At 44.5% G+C, this 21,627-nt stretch carries 20 protein-coding genes; 10 read left to right on the forward strand and 10 right to left on the reverse strand.

The window, feature by feature from the left end; translation table 11 throughout:
• Nucleotides 1-5: 5 nt before the first annotated feature.
• Nucleotides 6-1,406, reverse strand: a complete 1,401-nt coding sequence (dnaA, locus tag BET10_RS20805) for a chromosomal replication initiator protein DnaA (protein ID WP_070988039.1) — start codon at nt 1,404-1,406, stop codon at nt 6-8.
• 558 nt (nt 1,407-1,964) lie between these two features.
• Here dnaA and rpmH point away from each other — a divergent pair.
• The 7 genes from rpmH (at nt 1,965) to BET10_RS20840 (ending at nt 6,742) form a co-directional block, all read left to right on the forward strand.
• Nucleotides 1,965-2,099 (forward strand): 50S ribosomal protein L34, encoded by a 135-nt coding sequence (rpmH, locus tag BET10_RS20810; RefSeq protein WP_008488847.1) that lies wholly within the window; start codon nt 1,965-1,967, stop codon nt 2,097-2,099.
• 6 nt (nt 2,100-2,105) lie between these two features.
• Nucleotides 2,106-2,567, forward strand: coding sequence for a ribonuclease P protein component (rnpA, locus tag BET10_RS20815; protein ID WP_070988041.1), 462 nt, complete (start codon nt 2,106-2,108; stop codon nt 2,565-2,567).
• 112 nt (nt 2,568-2,679) lie between these two features.
• A complete protein-coding gene (gene yidD / locus BET10_RS20820) occupies nt 2,680-2,919 on the forward strand; it encodes a membrane protein insertion efficiency factor YidD (protein ID WP_205987564.1) in 240 nt (79 codons plus the stop codon).
• 8 nt (nt 2,920-2,927) lie between these two features.
• Complete coding sequence (gene yidC, locus BET10_RS20825; RefSeq protein ID WP_070988043.1) at nt 2,928-4,562, forward strand: membrane protein insertase YidC; 1,635 nt, start codon at nt 2,928-2,930, stop codon at nt 4,560-4,562.
• A gap of 200 nt (nt 4,563-4,762) precedes the next feature.
• Nucleotides 4,763-5,455 carry a cytochrome c biogenesis protein CcdA gene (locus tag BET10_RS20830; protein ID WP_070988045.1) on the forward strand — a complete coding sequence of 231 codons (693 nt, stop codon included), beginning with the start codon at nt 4,763-4,765 and terminating at the stop codon, nt 5,453-5,455.
• Nucleotides 5,456-5,478: 23 nt separating this feature from the next.
• Nucleotides 5,479-5,964, forward strand: a complete 486-nt coding sequence (locus tag BET10_RS20835) for a TlpA family protein disulfide reductase (protein WP_083330639.1) — start codon at nt 5,479-5,481, stop codon at nt 5,962-5,964.
• Nucleotides 5,957-6,742, forward strand: a complete 786-nt coding sequence (locus tag BET10_RS20840) for a thioredoxin domain-containing protein (RefSeq protein WP_070988046.1) — start codon at nt 5,957-5,959, stop codon at nt 6,740-6,742. Before BET10_RS20835 ends, BET10_RS20840 begins: the two co-directional genes overlap by 8 nt.
• Here BET10_RS20840 and BET10_RS20845 read toward each other — a convergent pair.
• The gene (locus BET10_RS20845) at nt 6,718-8,973 is read right to left on the reverse strand and encodes a winged helix-turn-helix domain-containing protein (RefSeq protein WP_170829193.1); all 2,256 of its coding nucleotides are present in this window, start codon (nt 8,971-8,973) and stop codon (nt 6,718-6,720) included. The two genes, BET10_RS20840 and BET10_RS20845, sit on opposite strands and share 25 nt — an antisense overlap.
• 104 nt (nt 8,974-9,077) lie before the next feature.
• Here BET10_RS20845 and mnmE point away from each other — a divergent pair, with 104 nt between their 5' ends.
• Together mnmE and BET10_RS20855 are read left to right on the forward strand one after the other, a co-directional pair.
• Nucleotides 9,078-10,442: a tRNA uridine-5-carboxymethylaminomethyl(34) synthesis GTPase MnmE gene (gene mnmE / locus BET10_RS20850; protein ID WP_070988050.1), complete on the forward strand. Its 1,365-nt coding sequence runs from the start codon at nt 9,078-9,080 to the stop codon at nt 10,440-10,442.
• Between the two features lie 171 nt (nt 10,443-10,613).
• The gene (locus tag BET10_RS20855; protein WP_070988053.1) at nt 10,614-11,792 is read left to right on the forward strand and encodes a site-specific integrase; all 1,179 of its coding nucleotides are present in this window, start codon (nt 10,614-10,616) and stop codon (nt 11,790-11,792) included.
• A gap of 20 nt (nt 11,793-11,812) precedes the next feature.
• Here BET10_RS20855 and BET10_RS20860 read toward each other — a convergent pair whose 3' ends face one another.
• Genes BET10_RS20860 through BET10_RS20870 form a run of 3 tightly spaced genes read right to left on the reverse strand, consistent with a single transcriptional unit; the run spans nt 11,813 to nt 14,085 of the window.
• On the reverse strand, nt 11,813-12,148 hold the full coding sequence (locus BET10_RS20860) for a helix-turn-helix domain-containing protein (RefSeq protein WP_070988055.1): 336 nt from the start codon (nt 12,146-12,148) through the stop codon (nt 11,813-11,815).
• A 59-nt stretch (nt 12,149-12,207) separates the two neighbouring features.
• Entirely contained in the window at nt 12,208-13,881 is a 1,674-nt protein-coding gene (locus BET10_RS20865) for a DUF927 domain-containing protein (protein WP_070988057.1), read from the reverse strand.
• A 12-nt stretch (nt 13,882-13,893) separates the two neighbouring features.
• A complete protein-coding gene (locus BET10_RS20870) occupies nt 13,894-14,085 on the reverse strand; it encodes a helix-turn-helix transcriptional regulator (protein WP_025630236.1) in 192 nt (63 codons plus the stop codon).
• A 467-nt stretch (nt 14,086-14,552) separates the two neighbouring features.
• Between BET10_RS20870 and BET10_RS21655 the strand changes: the two genes are divergently transcribed.
• Nucleotides 14,553-14,822 carry a hypothetical protein gene (locus BET10_RS21655; protein WP_170829194.1) on the forward strand — a complete coding sequence of 90 codons (270 nt, stop codon included), beginning with the start codon at nt 14,553-14,555 and terminating at the stop codon, nt 14,820-14,822.
• A 16-nt stretch (nt 14,823-14,838) separates the two neighbouring features.
• On the opposite strand, the gene BET10_RS20880 is transcribed toward BET10_RS21655, so the two are convergent.
• The 5 genes from BET10_RS20880 to dinD form a co-directional block, all read right to left on the reverse strand.
• Nucleotides 14,839-15,063 carry a hypothetical protein gene (locus BET10_RS20880; RefSeq protein ID WP_070988059.1) on the reverse strand — a complete coding sequence of 75 codons (225 nt, stop codon included), beginning with the start codon at nt 15,061-15,063 and terminating at the stop codon, nt 14,839-14,841.
• Nucleotides 15,064-15,470: 407 nt separating this feature from the next.
• Nucleotides 15,471-16,217 carry a M48 family metallopeptidase gene (locus BET10_RS20885; RefSeq protein ID WP_070988061.1) on the reverse strand — a complete coding sequence of 249 codons (747 nt, stop codon included), beginning with the start codon at nt 16,215-16,217 and terminating at the stop codon, nt 15,471-15,473.
• Entirely contained in the window at nt 16,217-19,480 is a 3,264-nt protein-coding gene (locus tag BET10_RS20890) for a type I restriction endonuclease subunit R (protein WP_070988063.1), read from the reverse strand. The genes BET10_RS20885 and BET10_RS20890 overlap by 1 nt, the downstream gene beginning before the upstream one ends.
• Nucleotides 19,477-20,685 carry a restriction endonuclease subunit S gene (locus tag BET10_RS20895; protein WP_083330642.1) on the reverse strand — a complete coding sequence of 403 codons (1,209 nt, stop codon included), beginning with the start codon at nt 20,683-20,685 and terminating at the stop codon, nt 19,477-19,479. Before BET10_RS20895 ends, BET10_RS20890 begins: the two co-directional genes overlap by 4 nt.
• Nucleotides 20,682-21,524 (reverse strand): DNA damage-inducible protein D, encoded by an 843-nt coding sequence (gene dinD, locus BET10_RS20900; protein ID WP_070988065.1) that lies wholly within the window; start codon nt 21,522-21,524, stop codon nt 20,682-20,684. Before dinD ends, BET10_RS20895 begins: the two co-directional genes overlap by 4 nt.
• Nucleotides 21,525-21,627: the final 103 nt, after the last annotated feature.

The raw sequence follows: 21,627 nt of genomic DNA on the forward strand, positions 1-21,627 counted from the left end.
AGCCCTTAAGATGACAATGTTCTGATCAGGTTTTGATAATCTTCTTTTACTTCATGAGATTCGTCACGAAGTGCCTTCACTTTACGACATGCATGTAAGACCGTGGTATGGTCCCTGCCACCAAATGCATCGCCGATTTCCGGCAAGCTATGGTTGGTTAATTCTTTAGATAAAGCCATTGCGACTTGACGTGGCCTCGCCACTGATCGACTACGACGTTTAGATAATAAATCCGAAACACGAATACGGTAGTACTCTGCAACCGTACGTTGAATGTTATCTATCGTTACTAACTTGTCTTGTAAGGCAAGCAAATCGCGCAAGGCTTCTTTTACAAAATCAATTGAGATTGGGCGGCCCGTAAAGTTCGCATTGGCGATCACACGGTTTAGTGCCCCTTCTAACTCACGCACGTTTGAACGCAGTTTTTTGGCAATAAAAAATGCCACTTCGTGAGGGAGCGAAATATTACTTTGCTGAGCCTTTTTCATAAGAATAGCCACTCGCGTTTCTAATTCTGGTGGCTCGATGGCAATGGTTAAGCCCCAACCAAAGCGCGATTTCAGTCTGTCTTCAACGCCTTCAATTTCTTTTGGATAACGATCCGAAGTTAAGATAATTTGTTGATTACCTTCTAATAATGCGTTGAATGTATGAAAAAATTCTTCTTGTGAGCGCTCTTTATTAGCAAAGAATTGAATATCATCAATCATGAGTGCATCAACACTACGGTAATAACGTTTGAATTCTTCTATGGCATTATTTTGTAACGCCTTAACCATATCTTGTACAAAACGTTCAGAATGCATATAAACGATTTTTGCATCCGGCTTTTTGTCTAAGATACCGTTGCCTACCGCATGTAGGAGGTGTGTTTTACCAAGACCCGTACCGCCATAAATGAAGACAGGATTAAAAGCAGAACCAGGGTTATCAGCAACCTGCGTCGCAGCAGCTTTTGCGAGTTGGTTAGATTTACCCTCAACAAAATTATCAAAAGTGTAGTTTTCTTTAATGTTTGGCTTATATGCCGACTTTGGTGCAGGCTCTACTTTTTGGGTGTTAGATGAAGCGATTGGTGCGGAAGGAGCCAGTTCCGATCCGCTAGATGCAGCGTTGGCAGAAGGTTGTTTATCTTCTACAGATACTCCACCCATGATCGGCTTACTACCAACATCAAAGCGCAACTCAGGCGCTTCATTTCCACAAATTTCGATCAACAACTCATTGATGCGATTTAGGTATTTTTCTCGAACCCAATCCAATACAAAGCGATTTGGTGCATAAATCGTTAAGGTATCTTCGGTACTTTCTGCTTGTAGTGGTCTTACCCACATACTAAATTGCTGAGATGGTAATTCATCTTGCAATACATATAAACAACTTTGCCAAACCGACAGATACACGCTGAACTCCAAATGCAGTTAATATTCCCGGACACCAAAAAGGTGTAAAAATATACAGGAATTATTGTTTATTATCATTAAATTATTCGTGGAAGCCGAGTATTATGAAGTGATCTTATCCACAACATCAATATTGACTTTTTCAAAAAAGAGGATCTCGCTCACAATATTTCATAACATATTGTTTTATGTGTTATTTTATTTTAGATCCAAGAAGTAGATCATAGCAAAAAACCAGCAAGATCTCATTATTATTTTGTGATCTATTTTAGTTTTCCAGAGCTTGTTGCCTAATTTCACACACACCCTGTGGAAAACTTCAATGAGATCAGATCGATCATGATCTATTAGGTTGTTAGAAAGATCTTGCTATATAATAGCCGCAACCCTAACTGACAGGCTTAATTTTGTCTGATGTGTAAAAAGCCACCAGCAAAGTAAGATTATGATTGACTTTAGGGCCTGTCGGCATTACTATCTCGCGCTCGCAATGGCACCTGTGCCAGGATCGCGACCTGCATAGGGTGTTTTAAACTTAACCGATCGGATGGAATTGTTATGAAAAGAACTTTTCAACCTAGCGTATTAAAGCGCAAACGTACTCACGGTTTCCGTGCTCGCATGGCAACTGCAAATGGCCGTAAAGTACTAGCACGTCGTCGTGCTAAAGGCCGTAAAGTACTTTCTGCTTAATAGTTAGTGGAAAGCTTTAGCTTTGGCAGGGAGTTACGTCTGTTAACTCCCTCGCATTACTCCAGAATATTTCAAGAGCCTGCTCGCGCAGCAACCCCCTTCTTTACTTTACTAGCAAAGCCCAATGATGTTGGACGCCCTCGTCTAGGACTTACTGTCGCCAAAAAACGCTGTAAGCTCGCATGTCAACGCAACAGAATTAAACGACTTGCTCGCGAAAGTTTTCGTTTAAACCAACACAAGCTTGATAACATCGATATCGTTTTGATGGTAAAAGATGGCATTGCCGAACAAAGTAATGAAGAGCTTACAAAGCAATTGAATAAACTGTGGCGAAAAATAAACGAACGCTGCAAGCCTGGCGCACCAAAACCTAAACCGTTTAAAAAGCGGCCAGCTAAAAATGCCAAACCTAATAAATCGCCCGCTAATAAACAGCAAAAGCGCGATAATACTTCCAGTTCATAGCTTTGGTCCTGTAATTAAGGTATCTTTAGCTCACCTTTTGAACATAGTTAATGTGGCAATGACATATAAAGCGCTTAAGTCTTGGTATCGACCTATTATCGCCATACCAAAAATGGCCTTAATTACTGTAATTAAAGGTTATCAGCGCTTTATCAGTCCATTATTGGGCCCACACTGTCGATTTAACCCAACCTGCTCAAGTTATGCAATTGAGGCAATTAATTGTCATGGAATGCTAAAAGGGAGTTGGTTAGCGGTTAAACGCATATTAAAATGTCACCCTTTAAGCGCAGGTGGGGATGATCCCGTGCCTGATAAATCAACCGAAGTTAAACACCAACACGAGAAATAAGAGCTGTTATGGAATCACAACGCACGTTTTTATTTATCGGTTTATTGCTTGTGTCGTATTTATTGTTTCAAGAATGGAACACTGCATACAACCAACCAAAAATCGATACCAGTGCCACCACACAAGTGACCACCCCTACATCAACCCCTGTATCGGATGACGTTCCGGCTTCGAGCCAAGACGACGTACCTGTTGCGCAAACTAAAGCCATTCGTTCAACTGTTTCAGTGAAAACCGATGTACTTGACGTAAAAATCGATACCAAGGGCGGTGACATTGTTGAGGCGAAACTTCTCCAACATGCTGAAACTCATGGCAGTGAAGAGCCTTACCTGCTATTGGGCGAATTTGAAAACAAACAATATATCGCACAAAGTGGATTAATTGGCCTAAATGGTCCAGATGCGTCTCGTGACGGTCGTCCAGTGTATGAAAGCACTCAATCAGCTTATACCCTTGAAGGTGATGAATTACGCGTGCCACTGACCTTTGTCGATAGCAAAGGGATTGTTTACACAAAAACCTATGTGTTTAAAGCTGGCAAATATGATGTAGCACTAGAGTATGACGTTAACAATACCAGCGCTGATCCGATTCAAGTACAGCTTTATACTCAGGTCAAGCGCACAGTACAGAACAAAGGTAGTATGGTCGACCAAACCTATTTAGGGGCAGCATACGGTACTAATGAAGAGCCTTACGAGAAGTACAGCTTTGATGATATGAGCGAAGCCAACCTTAACAAGAATACTCAAGGTGGCTACATTGCCTTTATTCAGCATTACTTCGTAAGTGCTTGGGTGCCAAATCAAACCGTTAACAGTACTATTTATACGTTGTTACGTAATGGTCAGGGCATCATTGGGGTAAAAAATGAACCTGTTAATGTTGCTGCGAACAGCTCATCAACGATGAATGCAACCTACTACATGGGTCCAAAAGATAGTGACGCACTAGAAGCTATCCAAGAAGACCTTGATTTAACCGTTGACTACGGTTGGTTGTTCTTTATCTCACAACCACTATTTGTATTGCTTAAACTTATTTACGGTGTTGTGGGCAACTGGGGTATTGCTATTATCGCGATTACTATTTTAGTTAAAACAGCCCTATACCCGCTAACTAAAGCACAATACACATCTATGGCTAAAATGCGTATGCTACAGCCAAAGATGCAGGCCCTAAAAGAGCGTTATGGCGATGACCGTCAGAAGTTTGGTCAAGCAACCATGGAGCTATATCGCAAAGAAAAAGTGAACCCTATGGGCGGCTGTTTGCCTTTACTATTGCAAATGCCTATTTTCTTAGCGCTATTCTACGTGTTCTTAGAGTCAACTGAGCTACGTCATGCTGAGTTTATGTTGTGGCTAACCGACCTTTCAGCAAAAGACCCATACTATGTGCTACCAATTTTGTTTGGTGCAAGTATGTTCCTGACACAAAAGCTACAACCTATGACTGTCACTGATCCAATGCAGCAAAAGATGATGACCTATATGCCGCTGGTATTTACGTTCTTCTTTATTATCTTCCCGTTCCCTTCAGGGTTGGTACTGTACTGGTTAGTGTCTAACTTGATCACTATCGCACAGATGCTTTACATCTACCGCGGTATGGAGAAAAAGGGTCTGAAAGTGAGATAACACATTCAGCCTTTCATAAAAACGCCCGCTTTTCGCGGGCGCTTTTGTTTGTCAGCAAGCCCTGCCTACACAATATAAAATCAATACAATCAAATATTTGATATTATTTTATCGCGATTTTATACCTATTTGATGGTGTCTTTCGCAGTTTTTCTAAATACTCGCCTCATCCAAAATCACAGCAATGAATGAAAGCAACGATGGGCGAATTTAACACTTACTTATTAACACTACTTACGTCACCCTCTCTTCACTGGTGGCTCGTACTGGCAGCTTTTGGCGCAGGGGTACTTGCCAGCTTATCACCTTGCATTTATCCGCTGTTACCGATCACAGTCGCCATGTTAGCACCCAAAGCAGGCAATCACGTTCGGGCATTACAAAACGCAGCTCTATACTGCCTTGGGCTTGCATTGCTTTATGCCCTACTTGGCTTACTGGCCGCACAAACAGGGCAGCTATTTGGACAAGTCGCGAGTAACCCTTGGTTACTCATCGGCTTTGCTAATTTACTGTTGTATATGGCAGCGATAATGAAGGGCTGGCTTACACTCCCCGTCCTTTCCATCTTCAATAACGCTCGCTCTCACAATCCCTTAATGATGGGTGCGACCAGTGGACTGGTTGCGGCACCATGTACCTCCCCAGTATTAATGGGGCTGTTGGTATTGGTAGCAAATCAACAACACGTTTGGTTGGGTGGAATGTTGCTGTTTTTCTTTGCCTTGGGCATGAGTAGCTTGCTGTTTTTAGTGGGCACCTTTAGCCAATTACTTGCTCGACTGCCCAAGTCCGGTCCGTGGCTTAGCATCGCACCCAACATATTTGCATTACTGCTATTTGTCATGGCGCAGTTTTACCTCATCAAAGCAGGTCAGAACCTCTTTTTTTAATCACTTTATAAGGAAGCCAATATATGAATATACGCAATACGCTGACAGCCCTATTGATAGGACTCAGTAGCCTTACACTCAATGCCGAATCACACGCTCAACCACGTTACATACAAGGTAAAACGTTGCAGGGTGATCATGTTAATACCCAAGGCAAAGTAACGTATTTAAAATTTTGGGCCACTTGGTGCCGCTACTGCATTGAAGAGATGCCACATTTAAATCGTATCTACAACAATCGCTCGCCACGCTTGGAGGTTCTGTCCATCAACATTGGACTTAATCAATCCGAAGACTTGGTAAAGCGCTTTTTGGATAACAATCAATACCAAATCGCCACGCTCTTTGATAGCGATAGCAGCATCACTAGACGCTTTGACGTCATTGGTACTCCGACTCACATATTACTTGATGAACAGGGTAACGAAATATATCGCACGGCGTTGATGGATGAAGCATTACAAACAGCTCTATCGACGTATTTAGCAAAGGAGCTTAGCCATGATTAGAACCTTGCTGCTCACTACCTCTCTATTACTGAGCTTTGTTGCCAACGCCACTGATGATAGCTATGAATTGGTATTTATCGATATGTGGGGAGAATATATTCCACCGAGCACGTTACCAACGAGTGAATTTCCGCGCCGCTTTATACAACTAGATATGAATGTTTCACAAGCGGATATAGATAGGTATGTAAACACTTACCCTTTGTATAGCTCTCTAGAAATAGACAAAGATAATAAACTTGCGTTTCAGTATGGGGTGCGTCGTACACCAACAATTGTGCAAATAAAGCAAGGTAAGATGGTGAACAAAATCGAGCTAGGTGAGCTTCCTTCGCTTCCCAGCTCAGAGCATCAGCCGATTGCTGCGCACCATCTGATAGTCAATGCTCTCAGTGGCGCGCAATATAGCTTTAAAGTTCACTCGAAGAACATACGTTTAATATTATTTTCCGATGCGCTTTGCCCAGCTCGTCACTTGCCACATTGTGAACATAAAGCGATGCAACACAATGAAATACGCATTCCAGATAACATGGAAAAACTCACTGTTATCAAACCGTTTTATGTCTCTTTGCAAGATGTAAAAAACTATCAAAAACGGCTACGAGTCAATCACCCTGTACTATTTGATAAGCACAATGCACTATTTCGCCGTTATGGCATTACCAGTTTGCCCTATTGGGTGATACTCGATAACAACAATCAAGTCGTTTATCGCAGTACAACAGCGCCAGCACAATCGGATTTGGCAACTTACTCAAGTCGCCACTCTGATTGACAGTACACACTATAAGGTGGTGGCAACAGCTCAAGATGTAATGACTGACTGCTCGCTGTTGCAACCACCTGCTCAAAAAAGTCATCATCTTGTTGTTGCCATTGCGATGCAAACTGCTGTTTAGCCGCCTGTAGTTGCTTTGCTGCAGCTTGGTGCTGGCCAAGGCGAGTAAGTGCAAAACTGCCATAAAGTGCTTCGAGCTTTTGCACAGGTTTCGCCGCAAGCATTGCTATAGCATCTTGATACTGCCCCTGAGAAACTCGTATATACATCTGAGTATAGCGCACATAACTGAGGCTATCGGTAAGCTGTAACTGCTCAAAGGTCGAACCGGCACGCTCAAGTAAAGGTTTCGCCCGCTCATACGCTTGTTGTTTTATCAGCAGCCATGCATTCATCAACTGTGCACTGGCTTGTGTGACTTTATCAATATCTGTGCGACCCAGCAGCTGCTTAAAATGCGTTAATGCATTGTTTAGTGCGCCTTCACTGGGCATCGTCTCTTGCAGTACCCTGTCCATGGTGGCCATCGCTGTTAAGAACTGTGCTTTGACCTGCAGGCCTATGCGCGGCGTATCCTCAGCTTTAAGTTGTGCCAAAGCTCGTAGGGCCCCATCGCCATCATGTAGCTGAATGTAATAAAAAGCCATATAAAGCAATATATCGTTTTTTACGTACAGATTATTTTGCGAATCCGCCATTGTTAAGGCTTGCTTAAGTGCCTGCTCACGTGCCGCCAGCGGCGCAAGATAGTTTTGTCCTAGAGCAAAATAGCTCAACATCAGTGGAGCTAGCTGTTGCTGCTGTCGATAATAGCGAATGGCTTTTTGTACCACAGCTAGATTTTCGCTCATATCCAGCTCTGTGCTTTGCTCTACACCGGCTTGTGGTGGGTTCGCTAAATAAAATGCGCGTTGCGATTCTGAATGGCTTAACGACCCCGCGCCCAATAACACCTTAGCACTGTGCATGGCTTTACTATGCGCTTGCCAACGCAACTGTAACCAAGCCAAATCTGCTTGTAATTGATAGCCCTGAGCCAATAATCTTTGGTGATTCAGTGCCCGAGCCATAGCAATAGTGCGCTCAAGTAAAGGTGTCACACGCTCATACTCCCCCATGTTCAGCCAGTAACGACCAAGGTACAGGTGATAGCGTGTCGCCAAATAGCTCGTCGCGTCGATATTCTTTATCGCCTCAAAATGCTCTCGCGACGCTTGCCACATGCCCGTTTTCCACAGGGCATTAGCCAGCTCCAATCTTGCTACTTGATTGTCGATGTCATGAACAAGTGCGGCTCTAAAGTAAGGGATCGCAGCACCTACCCCCTGATAGCTCAGCGCATGTAATCCACCAAGATAGCTTTGTCTCGATTGAACATTCGCTGAAATCTTCTCCGTTGATACCGCTTCGGTATGGCCACTTAACTGCATCACTAATTGACTGACAAGTTCATCTATCGGTGTTTGCAAATCTTCACTGACAAGCTGCCCTTGCTGTAAAGACTGGCCACGACGGTTGATTTGATAATGTAAAACATAGCGCTGCTGTTGCTGCGTGAGTTTCGCGCTAAAGCCAACTTCAGCGATGTTTTGCACCACATTTTCAAGCGAAACCCCCGCGGCGGATACCTCATCAATAACGTTAAAGTACGCGCTGGTGGCTTGCTTCAGTTGTTGCTGCAAAGCAAAACCCCACCAATCTAGCTGGCCTTGCCCCGTTAAATTTTCAACTGGAGCAATAAAAATACTTGGTAAAGCTTGTGTATTAACATGCTCTGCAACAGTTGGAGTATGTATGTTGGTATACCAAATTGCACTGCCGATCACCGAAGCACTCAACGCTATTGTTATAGCAATAGATAACCCTTTTCGTTGTGGTGCTGATTTAATGTTTGGAGTAATAGTGACTTCAACTGGGGCAATCCACATGTAACCCTTTTGTGGCACTGTTTTTATAAACTCAGGTTGCTGTGCGTCATCCCCCAATGTTTTACGAAGCTCCTGAATACTCTGGGTGAGTGCACTATCTCGATATTGTGAGTGTTGCCATAGTTCGTTGAGAATTTGCTCTCTACTAAGCAGTTGTTCTGGGTTATCTAAAAAATACTGTAGGAGCTTTGCAACCTTGGGCCTAAGCGTATGAGTGTGAGCGTCACTACTGAGTTTTTCTAAGATAGGATCGAACGTAAACTGCTTGAATTGATACACAAAGATGACTTTTCCCCGCAAATTAATATGCTCATAGTACACCAATAGTCATGTAAGCTAATAGCTGTGTTTGTCGCTTTGCTGTACAATTCGCCCCTATTGTAATAGCAAGTTTTTATATCACCATGAATTCACAAGACACCATCGTCGCACAAGCCACAGCCCCTGGGCGTGGCGGTGTAGGGATCATCCGCGTATCGGGCGCTTTAGCACAAACCGTTGCCAATCAGATCTTAGGGAAATGTCCTAAAACTCGTTATGCCGAGTATCTGCCATTTAACACCTTACAAGGTGAGCAGTTGGATCAGGGGATTGCTTTATTTTTTAAAGGCCCTAACTCTTTCACTGGCGAAGATGTACTGGAATTACAAGGTCATGGTGGTCCAATTGTTATCGACATGCTACTTAAGGAAATTTGTCAGATAGATAAAGTACGCCTAGCGCAGCCAGGAGAATTCTCAGAACGTGCTTTTATGAACGACAAACTGGATCTCACCCAAGCTGAAGCCATCGCGGATTTAATTAATGCCACCAGTGAGCAGGCAGCAAAGAGCGCCCTGCACTCCTTACAAGGAGATTTTTCTAAACATATCAATACGCTGGTAGAGAAAGTGATCCATCTACGTATGTATGTTGAGGCCGCGATTGATTTTCCTGACGAAGAAATAGACTTTCTATCTGACGGCAAAGTCAGCGGTGATCTGAATGCCATCATCACGCAATTGGATGAAGTGCGTAAACAAGCTAAACAAGGCAGTATCATGCGCGAAGGTATGCGGGTGGTGATCGCAGGCAAACCGAATGCAGGCAAATCCAGCCTACTCAATGCCTTAGCAGGCAGAGAAGCGGCGATAGTTACCGATATCGCGGGGACTACACGCGACGTACTGCGCGAGCATATTCATATTGATGGTATGCCATTACACATCATCGATACCGCAGGTCTTCGTGAAAGCCCAGATAAAGTGGAACAAATAGGTATCGAGCGCGCTTGGGATGAAATTCGTCAAGCCGATCATGTGCTATTTATGGTAGATGGTACGGATACACAAGAAACGGATCCAACCAAGATCTGGCCTGATTTTATGCAACAGCTACCTGCTGGCATGGATGTTACCGTCATTCGCAATAAGATTGATTTATCTGCAGAAACAGCGGGTATGTGCCAACAAGGCGACTACCCTGTTCTGCGCTTGAGTGCCAAAAATACCGAAGGTATCGATTTGCTACGCGATCACCTAAAAACCTGCATTGGCTACCAAGGTGCAACTGAGGGTGGCTTTATGGCACGCCGCCGTCATTTAGATGCACTAGAGCGCGCCGCTGAACATTTAGATATTGGTAAAACCCAGTTAGAGATGCATATTGCAGGAGAGATCCTCGCCGAAGAGCTGCGTTTGACACAGCAATATCTTAACGAGATCACTGGTGAATTTACTTCCGATGATCTCCTTGGCAAGATCTTTAGCTCATTTTGTATCGGGAAGTAAAGTGGGCAAATAACGGAAAACAACAGCAAGCAACGGTAGATAACACACTGATTTTATTAGATCGTCATTTGCCGTTTGTTTCCATCCGTTGCCGTTAATTGCCAAATCTAGTCCCCAGCTGGTCCCCAATGACATGATAAATGCCGTATTGGGGACCAATTGGGGACAAACATGAAAATTTTCATTGAAAAACGGACACTTAAATCAGATGGAACGCGAACATTGCGTCTCATTTATGACCACGGTTATACCACTAAATCAAACGGATCTCGTCAGCGAAAACGTGAACACGAAGTGCTGGATCTGTTTATCTATGACAAACCCAAAACACCAGCTCAGCGAAAACATAACAAAGAGCACCTTCTCCTAGCCGAAACCATTAAGAGTAAACGACTGGTTGAGTGGCAATCCCAAAAGCATAGTTTTGAGGATAGAACTAAGCGTTCAGCTAGCTTCATTGATTACTTTCAACGGCAAATTGACATCAAAGAACAAACCACCTCAACCTCCAACCACTCGATCTGGCTTTCAGCACGTAAGCACCTGCTGTTCTACTGCGGGAAACATGATCTTAGCTTTGATGAGTTGGATAAAGACTGGTTAGACGGATTTAAGTATTACCTGACCAATGAAGCGAAAACCAAAAGTGATACCGCGTTATCTCGCAACACACAAAGCTCCTACTTCAATAAAGTTCGCGCGGCGATCAACGAAGCGCATCGAGAAGGTATTATTCGTGATAACCCGCTTTCACAAGTGACCAGTATCAAAGCGAAAACGACCAAGCGTGTTTATCTCACATTGGATGAGGTCAACGCTTTAGCTCACACAGAATGTCGCTACCCAGTCCTTAAACGTGCGTTTTTGTTCTCATGTGCAACGGGGATGCGTTGGTGCGATATCCATCGACTTACTTGGTCAGAAGTAGAGACATTCAATAATCACAAACGAATTATCTTCGACCAAGCCAAACTCTCTCAGGGCGATGCTAAGAGCCTTCAGTATTTAGACATACCAAAGTCAGCAGAATCACTTTTGGGTAGCCCCAAAGCCTCTCACGAGCGCGTATTCAAGGGATTAAAATACTCTTCTTATATAAATGTAGAGCTGCTTAGATGGGCTCTGGCTGCTGGAATAAGTAAGCACGTTACGTTCCATGCTGGTCGTCATACTTTTGCTGTAATTCAGCTTAGCCGAGGAATCGATATATACGCAGTATCGAAACTGCTCGGCCACAGCGAACTCAAGACAACCGAGATCTACGCTGACATCATAGAACAACGTAGGATGGAAGCCATGCTCACATTCCCCGATATTTTTGCTTCTTCTGGAAAGGATTCAGCGGCCTAAGGCCGCTGCTATAGAAGGTACTACTTACGAGAAGTGGTGGCGACATAGTTTGCTGCCCTTTTTTGTATCTCATGGCGAGATGAAACGCGCTGCTCCTCAACCCAATCCATGATTGCTTGACGCTCAAATCGGAGGTGTTTGCCAAGCTTAAAGTAAGGGATCTCTGCCGAGCTCGTTAGCTTATAAAGTTGATTGGTTGATAAACCCAGCAAAGCAGCACATTCATCAACGGTTAGAATGTCCTTTCCAAGCAACTCCACCTTTTGTTGCTGCAAACGCTGCTCCAGAATAGCGCGCTCAACACGGTCAATCTTGGCGAGAATGGACTGAAGAATAACTTGCTCGTTGGTTGTCATCACATCACCTCCTCGCCCATTGGAATGTCTCTGGGAAGAGTGGGAAAACTGGGAATATATTATTCATCGACGCCCATCTCCTTCAATTCAGAGAGGATCTTTTCCGGCCAGAAAGCGAAAAAACGATGATCAAACTCAGTACCGTTTTTCTTCTCGATAATCCGAAGTGTTCCTCTACGATCTTCATTGGTTTCAAACCACCCTTTATGAATCAAAGGGCTCAATTGACTCTTGTACTGACGCCGCAGTCGTAGCTGCTTAACAAACTCTTGTTTGTGGATAAGCCACTGGACGTCATCACCATCCTGCCGCCAGTAACCAAACTTTGAAGATCTGCTCGTACAAAATTCAGGAAGCTTATTTTCCCAATGGCTAATGGCTTGTTTCAAAGCACTTAACACCTCATACGTTTCTTGATTGTGCTGGTGCCCTCTGTGAGATAACCAGCGGCTAAAAACGCTATATACGGAATAGAGTGACTCTTCTTCAGACCATGGCACTAACTGGTTTCGTGACGCAACAGACAACGCTACACCAACAAGGACAAAGCGCTTCAATACCCGATGAACCTGGCCGGAGTAATTACTTTTAGACCAATGCTGCCTCAGCGTTTCGATTTCACGCTGTAAAACGACTTCCAGATCGGGCTTATCTGAAATAAGCGTCATCCAAGCCGTGAACAAAGTGCCAAAGTACTTTTGAGTCTGCTTTTCTAAGTGCTCAGCAAACTGAGATGGTGAGGAAAAGCGGTGTAGATCCGCAAAACAGCCAAAGCGCTCTTCGGCAGGAATTTCGATGACTCGAATCAGCTGACCTGCTTTCACTTGATAACCAGAGGACTCCATCAGCTCTGTCAGGCCAACCTCTCCATTACTCAATGTCAGCGTTCGCCAATTGGCTATATTCGCCAGGCCGCCTGTTTCGGTGGCTCGCAGCTTCCCACATCCGTTGACGATTTGATAAGCCGCAGAACTGGCATCTTCCGCCGAGCACAACCCTAGCTCATCTAACACAAGCAACATGTCATGATGTTCTGATGCAACCGCCTCAATACCGTTAGCGGTTGTTTTCCAAGACTTGATATAAGACTTATCAGCATAAACAGACGCAGCGACAAACGATGTGACAGACTTACCCGACGAAGACGGCCCCATCACATGGAATGCCGCACTTTCCATCCCTACTGGCTTGAGCAGCGGCGCGGACAAAGCGACGCCAACAGAAAATATAAGCAAGGGATTGCCGCCCAATAAAGAACCGACTTCGCTTTGCCATTCCGCTAAGCTCCCTTTTGCCAAACAGAGTGAGTCTGCCATCCCACCAGAAAAGTAGTAGGGCTCATCTGACCGTCCGAAACTTTTCTCCGGAGTAACGAACACCTTGTCATGCCAACCTGTTCTTGTAACACAAAAGGCCGTTTCCGCCGCTTTGAGCTCTTCCCGCAAATAGCGCTGGACCATATTCCATGCAGTTTGCTCAGGCTCCAGCCAAAAACCGGTATCGAATAATTCATCTCTTAATTGATAGTTGGTCCCTCCCATGATCTTTCTGGCAGGCACTATCATTCGAATCGTCTGCTTGTCCATGTTGATGATTTCAATACAAGCACTGAAACCTGACTTCCGATCAGGTGAACGCGTTCTAGCAAGAACCTTGACTGAAGAGCTCAACGAACGCCAACCTCGCTCACGGCAGAAATACTGTAGTTGATCATGGTGATGACGAAACTTCATATGACCTCCCTATCACAGGCTCAAAAGCCACTTCTGCACGTCTTCAACACGGAATCTCACACTTCGAGCACCAGGCGATAAATTCACTGGCGAAGGAAAAGAACCATTTTTCACATAACGGCGAATGGTTGCCTGAGACAGCTGAGTTAGCTGACAGACTTCTTGATAGCTTAATAGCTGATTTGATTGTTTTTGTTCGGTCATAACTACTCCTGATAGCTAATGAATAATCAAGGAATAGCTTGTAGGATGAGCAACGCAAAGGCGCGCGGTGCTCAGGCCCATTTTGGACAGTTTGGAATGAAAGAAGGCCTGTAAAATAGGGTATTTAGGATTACAGAAGCAGATAATGGTGCGGTGATTAAATTCAGCAAAAAACGTGCTCTTCATGATCTGAAGATTCATAAGCCCACTAAAACAATTTACCGCGACTTTCACATGTGAAAGAGGCATCATCATAGTCTAGGGAAAGTAGAAAACTGGAATATTAACCGTCCTTATTATTCTCACTCCGTTTCATCTGATATGTGGAATACCAGTAGACACACCCAACAGCAGCCACTGTCAAAAGCAGACCTGCGAGCCAATACCAAAGCAAATCCATACAACCTCCTCAAATCGTTGAATCAAATCGGTCGCAGCTAATACCACCACAGTCAAAACTGGTATCAATGCTAGTCATACTGTTATCCCTCAACACATTGCCACCGACATCAATACAAGAGTTTTCCATCATTGGAGGGCCACTTACAGGGTTTATATCGCCACACCAATGGGGTGATCTCGAATCAGAGATGAAATCTGGAGTATCTGGTATCAATTCCGCACCAGCCTGTCCAGCTTGGTATATTCCTGGACTTGATATGCCAGATGGCGAACCATCTACCACTGAAATGTGCCTATGCCCTGCAAACCTTCTCCCCCTTCTTGGCCTACCATAACGTCGATGGAGTTTGTTCAACCAAACCAAAATGATGCGGTAAGCAAAATAATTAAAAATGAAACTGGAGCGGGTAAAGCAAACATGAGCACTACAAAAAGAACCAACTTCACCATCACTTTTATCGGCCATAGCCAATCACGACATACTGTTGCCTTCGCCTCTTTTTCTGCGAACGCATGAGGTTCAATGCCAGCACAGCCTGGATGGCTTGCCACAGCTTCCGCTGAGACAGTTTTCATTTTTATCGGCTTACCTGTTCCCCTACCTCGTTACACCATATTAACCAGTCAGGCACAGAACACCGAATATGCGACAACTAATTGAAATATTTAAACTATGTACTAACAGAACAATCCCAAACCCAATACAAGCCATCTGAAAAGTGTACTGGTTCATGGGCCACCTAGAAAAGCGGTACACTTACCGCCCTAGCAAACACGGCCTCAATGCCTTGATCGCAGACATAACAAGGGATGGCTGCCATTTTTCTCAAAACCTTAAGCCGCAACGAACTGTACCGTTTAGACTAAATCGGTACAGTTAAATCACGTTAGGGGGCTTATCATTGCCAATCAAAAGGAATTATGGTTCTGCTGCCACGTCGTGATCAGTTATACATTCGGAGTGGCTAGAGCATCAGTATTAACTAAATAAGTGCCATTTCTAGTTTATGCTTTCGCTTCACCCAATCTGGTAGAGAACGTTCGAGTAAGCGATAAAACTCTGGACCGTGGTTGTGGTGCTCTAGGTGACACAGTTCATGAATGATCACGTACTCAATACACTCTTTCGGTGCCTTAATTAACTCGCGGTTTAAGGTCAGCGTTCCGCTTTTTGATAGACTGCCCCAGCGCTTTTTGAGTTGCATTATTCTAATGGTTGGCTTGTCTGCATCTGAATGTTTGAACTTCTCCCAACAATCCGAAAACACCTTATTTAAGTGGAAATCGGCCTTTTCTCGATACCAATCATTAAGTAGCGACTCCACATGGTCTGGTTTACCATTGGCAGAGGTTACCCAGAAAAAGCCCGCTTTAAGTACCACACCGTTGTCAGTACCTGCATCAATTTTTAGCCTATACTTTCTACCGAGATACAAATGGCTTTCACCACTTACGTATTTGCGAGAAGGGGTTCTTGGGTCAAATTGGTCAAAATAGCGAATTTGACGTTTGATCCACCGAGCGCGCTTTTTCACCTTAGCTTCAATGGCCTCACGATCGGTGCCTTCAGGAGCTTTTACAAAAACTGATTTATCAGGGTGAACTGATATTTCCAGCGACTTGCGTTTAGAAAAAGCCAACTGGAAGGGGATTTCTCCCCCTCCGTATACAACCGCTAGTCTTTCAGCGCTTGCCGTTGGTAACTCAGTCTGCTTGATGGTTGACGACATCAAGAATGCCTCCGGTGCTTCGCAACCTGCATGGTTTTCTCAATGATTTCGTCCATTTGCTCTAAGCTCAGCGTCACGCCGTACTGCTCTTTGACTTCGTCATAAAGAAAATCGTCAATATCATTCATCGCTGTTTTTTGAACGTCGGCATCGTCCCAAAAATCGACTTTCCAATGGGCATCAATGATCTTTTGTATTGCTAACGATGTTTGTGCCGCAATGGCATCAAGTTGAGCATCATCTAACTCGTTGAGTGTTGCCACTTGCTGAAACTGCGGCTTAATCAAGCCAAAGTAGGCACACGCTTCGTCGTTTTCACGAATGCAATCAGGCATATCATCATGCTGCTTCGTGGCCACTTTGTTACGAATATCAATCACTCGGTTGAGATATTCTAAGTCTGAGATACGCTTGGCCTTAAAGTCATCAATAGCGGCTTGGATCAGCTTCGAAAACTTCTCATAAAACGCAGGGTCTTTGTCCATGTTCTCCGAAATACTGCGCTTCGTGGCGTGGGCGATGGTGTCCGCTTTTGATGCCGTGGTTTTGGTTTGATAAACCCCTTGCTCTTCTTTCACGGCGGTAAACATTTTTTCATCAAAAATATTCACTGGCTCGTTAAGCTGAGTCACCTCATTAGCCTGAATATGGGTATCCAGCAGCTTTTTAATTTTCGGCTCGTAGTCGCGATAATCAATCGCCTCGGCGTAACGCAACTTAACCGCTGCCTTTAAGTTCTGAAAACGTTTTAAATCGTTTTTATAGGTTTGTAGCTTCTTCTCATCAGAGCTCATGATGAACTGCTCAGACGATAAAGCGATGGCTAAAGATTTACTGTATGCCGATAAACATTCGTAAAACTCTTCACGCAACTCGTCATCGGCCAACAACACCTCATAGGCTTCTTCGTCTTTTGAGTTTTTAACGGCTTTAAACAAATCCCATAAGTCAGAGTAACGCTGTGGCAGTTTAAACACTTCTTCGTTGATGGAGGTGAGCGTGCCTGCTAAGTCATCTTCGTCAAACCCTTCAAAGGCTTCATACATGGTTAGGGCTTTATCCAGCTCACCCAATACGCTGGCATAGTCGATGATATAGCCAAACTCTTTACCTTCGTACAGGCGGTTAACCCGAGCGATAGCCTGCAATAGCGTGTGCTCTCGCAGGGTTCGGCATAGATACAGCACGGTGTTGCGCGGCGCATCAAAACCAGTTAACAGCTTATCCACCACAATGAGTATTTCAGGGTCATCACCGTATTTAAACTGATTGATGATTTGCTTAGTGTACTCTTCTTCAGAGCCAAAGCGCTTCATCATTTTGTCCCAGAACTTACCTACCTCATCGGTTGGTCCTTCGTCCACTTCGTCGTGGCCTTCGCGGGTATCAGGGCCAGAAATCACCACCTCTGTGGTGACGGTGCCAATCTCTTGCAAAAACTGCTGGTACTTTAACGCCGCCGGTTTGCCCGGGGCAACCAGCTGAGCCTTAAAGCCGGTGCCTTGCCAGTTCGCACGAAAATGCTCGCTGATATCAAAGGCGCGCATATATATCACCTGATCGGCTTTGTTTAGCATTTCAGCGCGGGCGTATTTCTTTTTAAGGTCGGCCTTTTGCTCTTTGCTTAAATCGGCGGTGTGGCGCTCAAACCAGAGGTCGATAGCCGACTGATTCTGCTCCATCTCAACATGTCGGCCTTCGTACAGCAGTGGCAATACTGCTTCGTCGGCAACCGCTTGTTTAATGGTATAGTGCGGCTCAATCAGGCCACCAAATTTGGCAAAGTTATTCTTTTCTTTTTTCAGTAGTGGCGTACCGGTAAAGCCAAGAAAACAGGCATTAGGTAGCATTTGGCGCATTCGGGCCGCCAATGAGCCAAAGTTGGTGCGGTGACTTTCATCGACTAATACAAAAATATCGTGCGACTCATCAACAAACTTCTCGGCCACCCAGCCTTTGTCAAATTTGTGGATCAGTGTGGTGATCAGACCCACTTTGTTTTTCAGGTGCTTAACTAAGTTTCGGCCAGACGTGGCACGTTCGCGGCTTAAACCACAGGCCGCAAAGGTATTACCCAATTGTTTATCAAGATCATCCCGGTCGGTAACCAAAATGATCCTCGGATTGATAAGCTGCGACTCTAGTGCCATAGCACGGGTGAGCATCACCATGGTGAGCGACTTACCCGAGCCTTGAGTGTGCCAAATAACACCACCTTGGCGGTTTTCTTTAGTGCCATTGCCTTTATTGGCCAAACGCTTAATTCGGGCGATAGTCGCTTTAATCACAAAATATTGTTGATAGCGGGCTACTTTCTTAATGCCACCATCAAAAAGGGTAAAGCGATACACCAAATCTAATAAACGCTCTGGGCGGCACAGGCTATAAATGGCATTATCTTGTTCCGTCACCAAGCGTTTACCTTCCGCCTCTAGCGCATCAAAAAATGGCCGTGCTGCAGCAAACTCGCCACTGAATAGCTGTGCTTTAGTCTCTTCGCTCAAGGAGGTATTTACGGCTTTATCGACATCGGCGGGTTTATCTTCCTGCTCTTTCCACACGCCCCAAAACTTCTTAGGTGTGCCAGCTGTGGCGTATTGGGCGGCGTTTTTATTCACTGCCAACACTTGCTGCACATAAGTAAACAGGCGCGGAATATAGTCATCACCCTGGTTACGAATATTTTGTGATACGGCTTGCTCTACATCCACTTTTGGTGATTTACATTCAATCACGCTAAAGGGAATACCATTGACAAACAGGACGATATCGGGGCGCACGGTATCGGTGCTGCGTGCTCGCTCAACCGAGAACTCAGCGACTACATGAAAGCTGTTGTTTGAAGGTGTTTTCCAATCAATGTAATTGAGGGTAAAGCTTTTTGAGTCCCCCTCAATGGTTTGCTCCATGGCTGAGCCTAAGGTGATTAAATCGTAAATCGACTCATTGGTTTTTTGCAGGCCATCAAACTTAATATTTTTGAGCTTTTGGATCGCGGTTTGAATGTTCTCTTCGCTAAACAGATACTCGCCACCTTTATAGTTAATGCGATTAATCTTTTTTAGCTGCTGACGTAGCACCCCTTCCAAGATCACATTGGCACTGCGCCCACCCCTTTCAGCCAGCGCTTGCTCAGGGGTAAGGTACTGATAACCCAAATTGATTAACTGTTGCAGGGCAGGAATTTGCGACAAGTACTTTTCGTTAAACTCAAAGCCCGAAGGCTCCGAGTTTGCTGCGTAATTGACTGGAGGTGTGCTCATGCGACGTTCTCCTTTGTACGATCCTGAAGTTCACCCTCAGCACTGGTCACTTGCCACTCACCTGTAAGCAGTTTTTGCATCAGACCGCGTTTTTGGCTGCGGTATTTTTCAAGGAGTTCTTTTACTAAATCAATTTCCTTTTTAGCAATATTAAGCTTGCTGGCGATATCCTTTTGCTCTTGAATACAAGGTATCTTTACCTCTAATTTCTTCAAAGCGTTTAGCTTTAATGCTGTACGTGTACCGCCCTGAACTTCGCGCGATAAAGCTCGCCTAAATGCAGGAGAGTTCAAGAAATAATATAAAAAATCAGAGTCCATGTTTTGTTTTGGAGAAAATACACCATATGCAGGGCTAATTAAGCCTTTGTCGATTATGGTTTGTTTGTTGAATACAAATAAACCATCATCACTCATTGACCTGAATGTGAAGTCCCCACGACTCATTATCTTGTAGCCACTATTATCTTTGCTTGCTACTTGTTTAGAGAAGTAGTCCTCTTGCAGAAAAATTCCTCGGCGAGAGGAGGTTAAGCAAGGGTATAAATCAGGCGTAGTGCTTTTCTCTTTTTTCTCAACGATAAACTCACCTAATGTACTTGTGTTCCATCGTTTTGATTTAGGGTTGTTTAAAAGAAGTTGCGACTTCAGCCACTCAAACTGCTTTTCCTTAGCCGCAATTAACGCCTCTGTTTTTTCGATGGCATTGTCCCACTCTCTGGCAATTTTAACTATGCTCTGTTGCTGCTGCATTGAAAACTCTGGAACCCTCAGCGACTCAACAACAGATTTAGTTATTTTTGCCATTGTGCTACTTGTGCCAGATGCACATCGCATAAAATGCTTTCTCGCTGGGGCACTTTGTAGAATCAATTCCATAAAATCTGGAATGATTTTCTCTTCATCAACTCGAAATTTCATCATCAAATCAGGATAAGAACAGTTAGATAGCCCCCCACGATAGAGAGCTGCTCTTCCAACCTTATCAAGTGTATTTGAGCGACTAACCAAGAAATCACCAGACTCAATAGGAAATTTATCAGCTTGCGTATTGGACTCTGGAACCCATTTTACCTGCGAGAGATCTAGTCCCGTGCCAGTCAGAGCGCCAAGTCCAAGTACAACTTTTGAAGTCGGCTTATCAGTACAAACAGGCGAATAACCATTTTTTACTGGAGTAGCAAGAAAGTGCTTCAGTTTTTTCATTGATCACTCTCCAACTTCTTCTGTGCACGCGCCAACTGGGGAATGCCTTTTTCCGGCGTTGGCAAATCCTCTGGCATAGTGCCGCCTAGTTCCTCAATAGTAGCGCGCACTTTGGCACCTACTTCAAAATGAGTTTGGTTGGCATGGACTTTATTGCTGACCTTATCACGCTTAAGTTTCTCTTCCGTTTGCGTGGCACGGAACAGGTTAGCGGCAAGCTCGGTACTGCCCATGTGGTCGAGGATTTTTTGGCTCTTTTTTAAGCCTTTGTGTTGGTGAATAGCTTTATTGTCTAACCCGCCATATAAGCCTTTGTAGCCATGGTTTTGGAAAATGGCGTAGTCCAAACCAGACTCAACACCTGCATCACGGGCTGCAGCGGCCAGTTGCTTGTTATGGTCGGCCAGTTCATTGCGCAGCATTAAACGCTTTTGGTCTTCATTTAGTTGCTGAAAACCAGTGTCATCCTGTAGCTCTTGGCGACGAGTCTGAATGGCAAAATAGGTCTGCCCATTGGCGATCACCGGCTTGCTGGCATCACCGTTTTGCACAATGAGGTAACAGGCGTAACGGGAAAGCTGATAATCACGGGTAGTTCGCTTAGCCCCCGAGCCAATATCGACCATTTTTCCCACCTGGGAAAAATGGTCTTCACTCGACTGGCCGGAGCCCTCACAAGCTGTGATCGCTTTTTTGATAACACGCTCAAACTTGTCCCAAGTACTGTAGTCAAGAACAGTCTGTAACTCTCTGGCATACCAGAACTCGTTACCTTCAGATTCATGCTTTAAGCTTTCAAAGCTGGTATGTTCTGGTTGGGTAAGTTGCTTGTTACTCATCGCGTACCTCCCACCATTTTCGTGACTTCACGCAAATGGTTTGTAGTGCCGTACTTACACTTAGACACCATTTTGTTGGCGTCAACAAAATGGTTGTTGTTCG

This window comes from Pseudoalteromonas amylolytica (genome assembly GCF_001854605.1).
Taxonomy (GTDB): domain Bacteria; phylum Pseudomonadota; class Gammaproteobacteria; order Enterobacterales; family Alteromonadaceae; genus Pseudoalteromonas; species Pseudoalteromonas amylolytica.

Bases quoted from the DNA above. Each gene is read 5' to 3' on its own strand.
- dinD (WP_070988065.1), bottom strand. From the start codon at position 21,524: ATGAGTAACAAGCAACTTACCCAACCAGAACATACCAGCTTTGAAAGC.
- BET10_RS20890 (WP_070988063.1), bottom strand. From the start codon at position 19,480: ATGAGCACACCTCCAGTCAATTACGCAGCAAACTCGGAGCCTTCGGGC.
- yidC (WP_070988043.1), top strand. From the start codon at position 2,928: ATGGAATCACAACGCACGTTTTTATTTATCGGTTTATTGCTTGTGTCG.
- BET10_RS20855 (WP_070988053.1), top strand. From the start codon at position 10,614: ATGAAAATTTTCATTGAAAAACGGACACTTAAATCAGATGGAACGCGA.
- BET10_RS20880 (WP_070988059.1), bottom strand. From the start codon at position 15,063: ATGAAAACTGTCTCAGCGGAAGCTGTGGCAAGCCATCCAGGCTGTGCT.
- BET10_RS20870 (WP_025630236.1), bottom strand. From the start codon at position 14,085: ATGACCGAACAAAAACAATCAAATCAGCTATTAAGCTATCAAGAAGTC.
- BET10_RS20895 (WP_083330642.1), bottom strand. From the start codon at position 20,685: ATGAAAAAACTGAAGCACTTTCTTGCTACTCCAGTAAAAAATGGTTAT.
- BET10_RS20835 (WP_083330639.1), top strand. From the start codon at position 5,479: ATGAATATACGCAATACGCTGACAGCCCTATTGATAGGACTCAGTAGC.
- mnmE (WP_070988050.1), top strand. From the start codon at position 9,078: ATGAATTCACAAGACACCATCGTCGCACAAGCCACAGCCCCTGGGCGT.
- BET10_RS20865 (WP_070988057.1), bottom strand. From the start codon at position 13,881: ATGAAGTTTCGTCATCACCATGATCAACTACAGTATTTCTGCCGTGAG.
- BET10_RS20830 (WP_070988045.1), top strand. From the start codon at position 4,763: ATGGGCGAATTTAACACTTACTTATTAACACTACTTACGTCACCCTCT.
- BET10_RS20840 (WP_070988046.1), top strand. From the start codon at position 5,957: ATGATTAGAACCTTGCTGCTCACTACCTCTCTATTACTGAGCTTTGTT.
- rpmH (WP_008488847.1), top strand. From the start codon at position 1,965: ATGAAAAGAACTTTTCAACCTAGCGTATTAAAGCGCAAACGTACTCAC.
- BET10_RS20860 (WP_070988055.1), bottom strand. From the start codon at position 12,148: ATGACAACCAACGAGCAAGTTATTCTTCAGTCCATTCTCGCCAAGATT.
- BET10_RS20885 (WP_070988061.1), bottom strand. From the start codon at position 16,217: ATGTCGTCAACCATCAAGCAGACTGAGTTACCAACGGCAAGCGCTGAA.
- yidD (WP_205987564.1), top strand. From the start codon at position 2,680: ATGGCCTTAATTACTGTAATTAAAGGTTATCAGCGCTTTATCAGTCCA.
- BET10_RS21655 (WP_170829194.1), top strand. From the start codon at position 14,553: ATGCTAGTCATACTGTTATCCCTCAACACATTGCCACCGACATCAATA.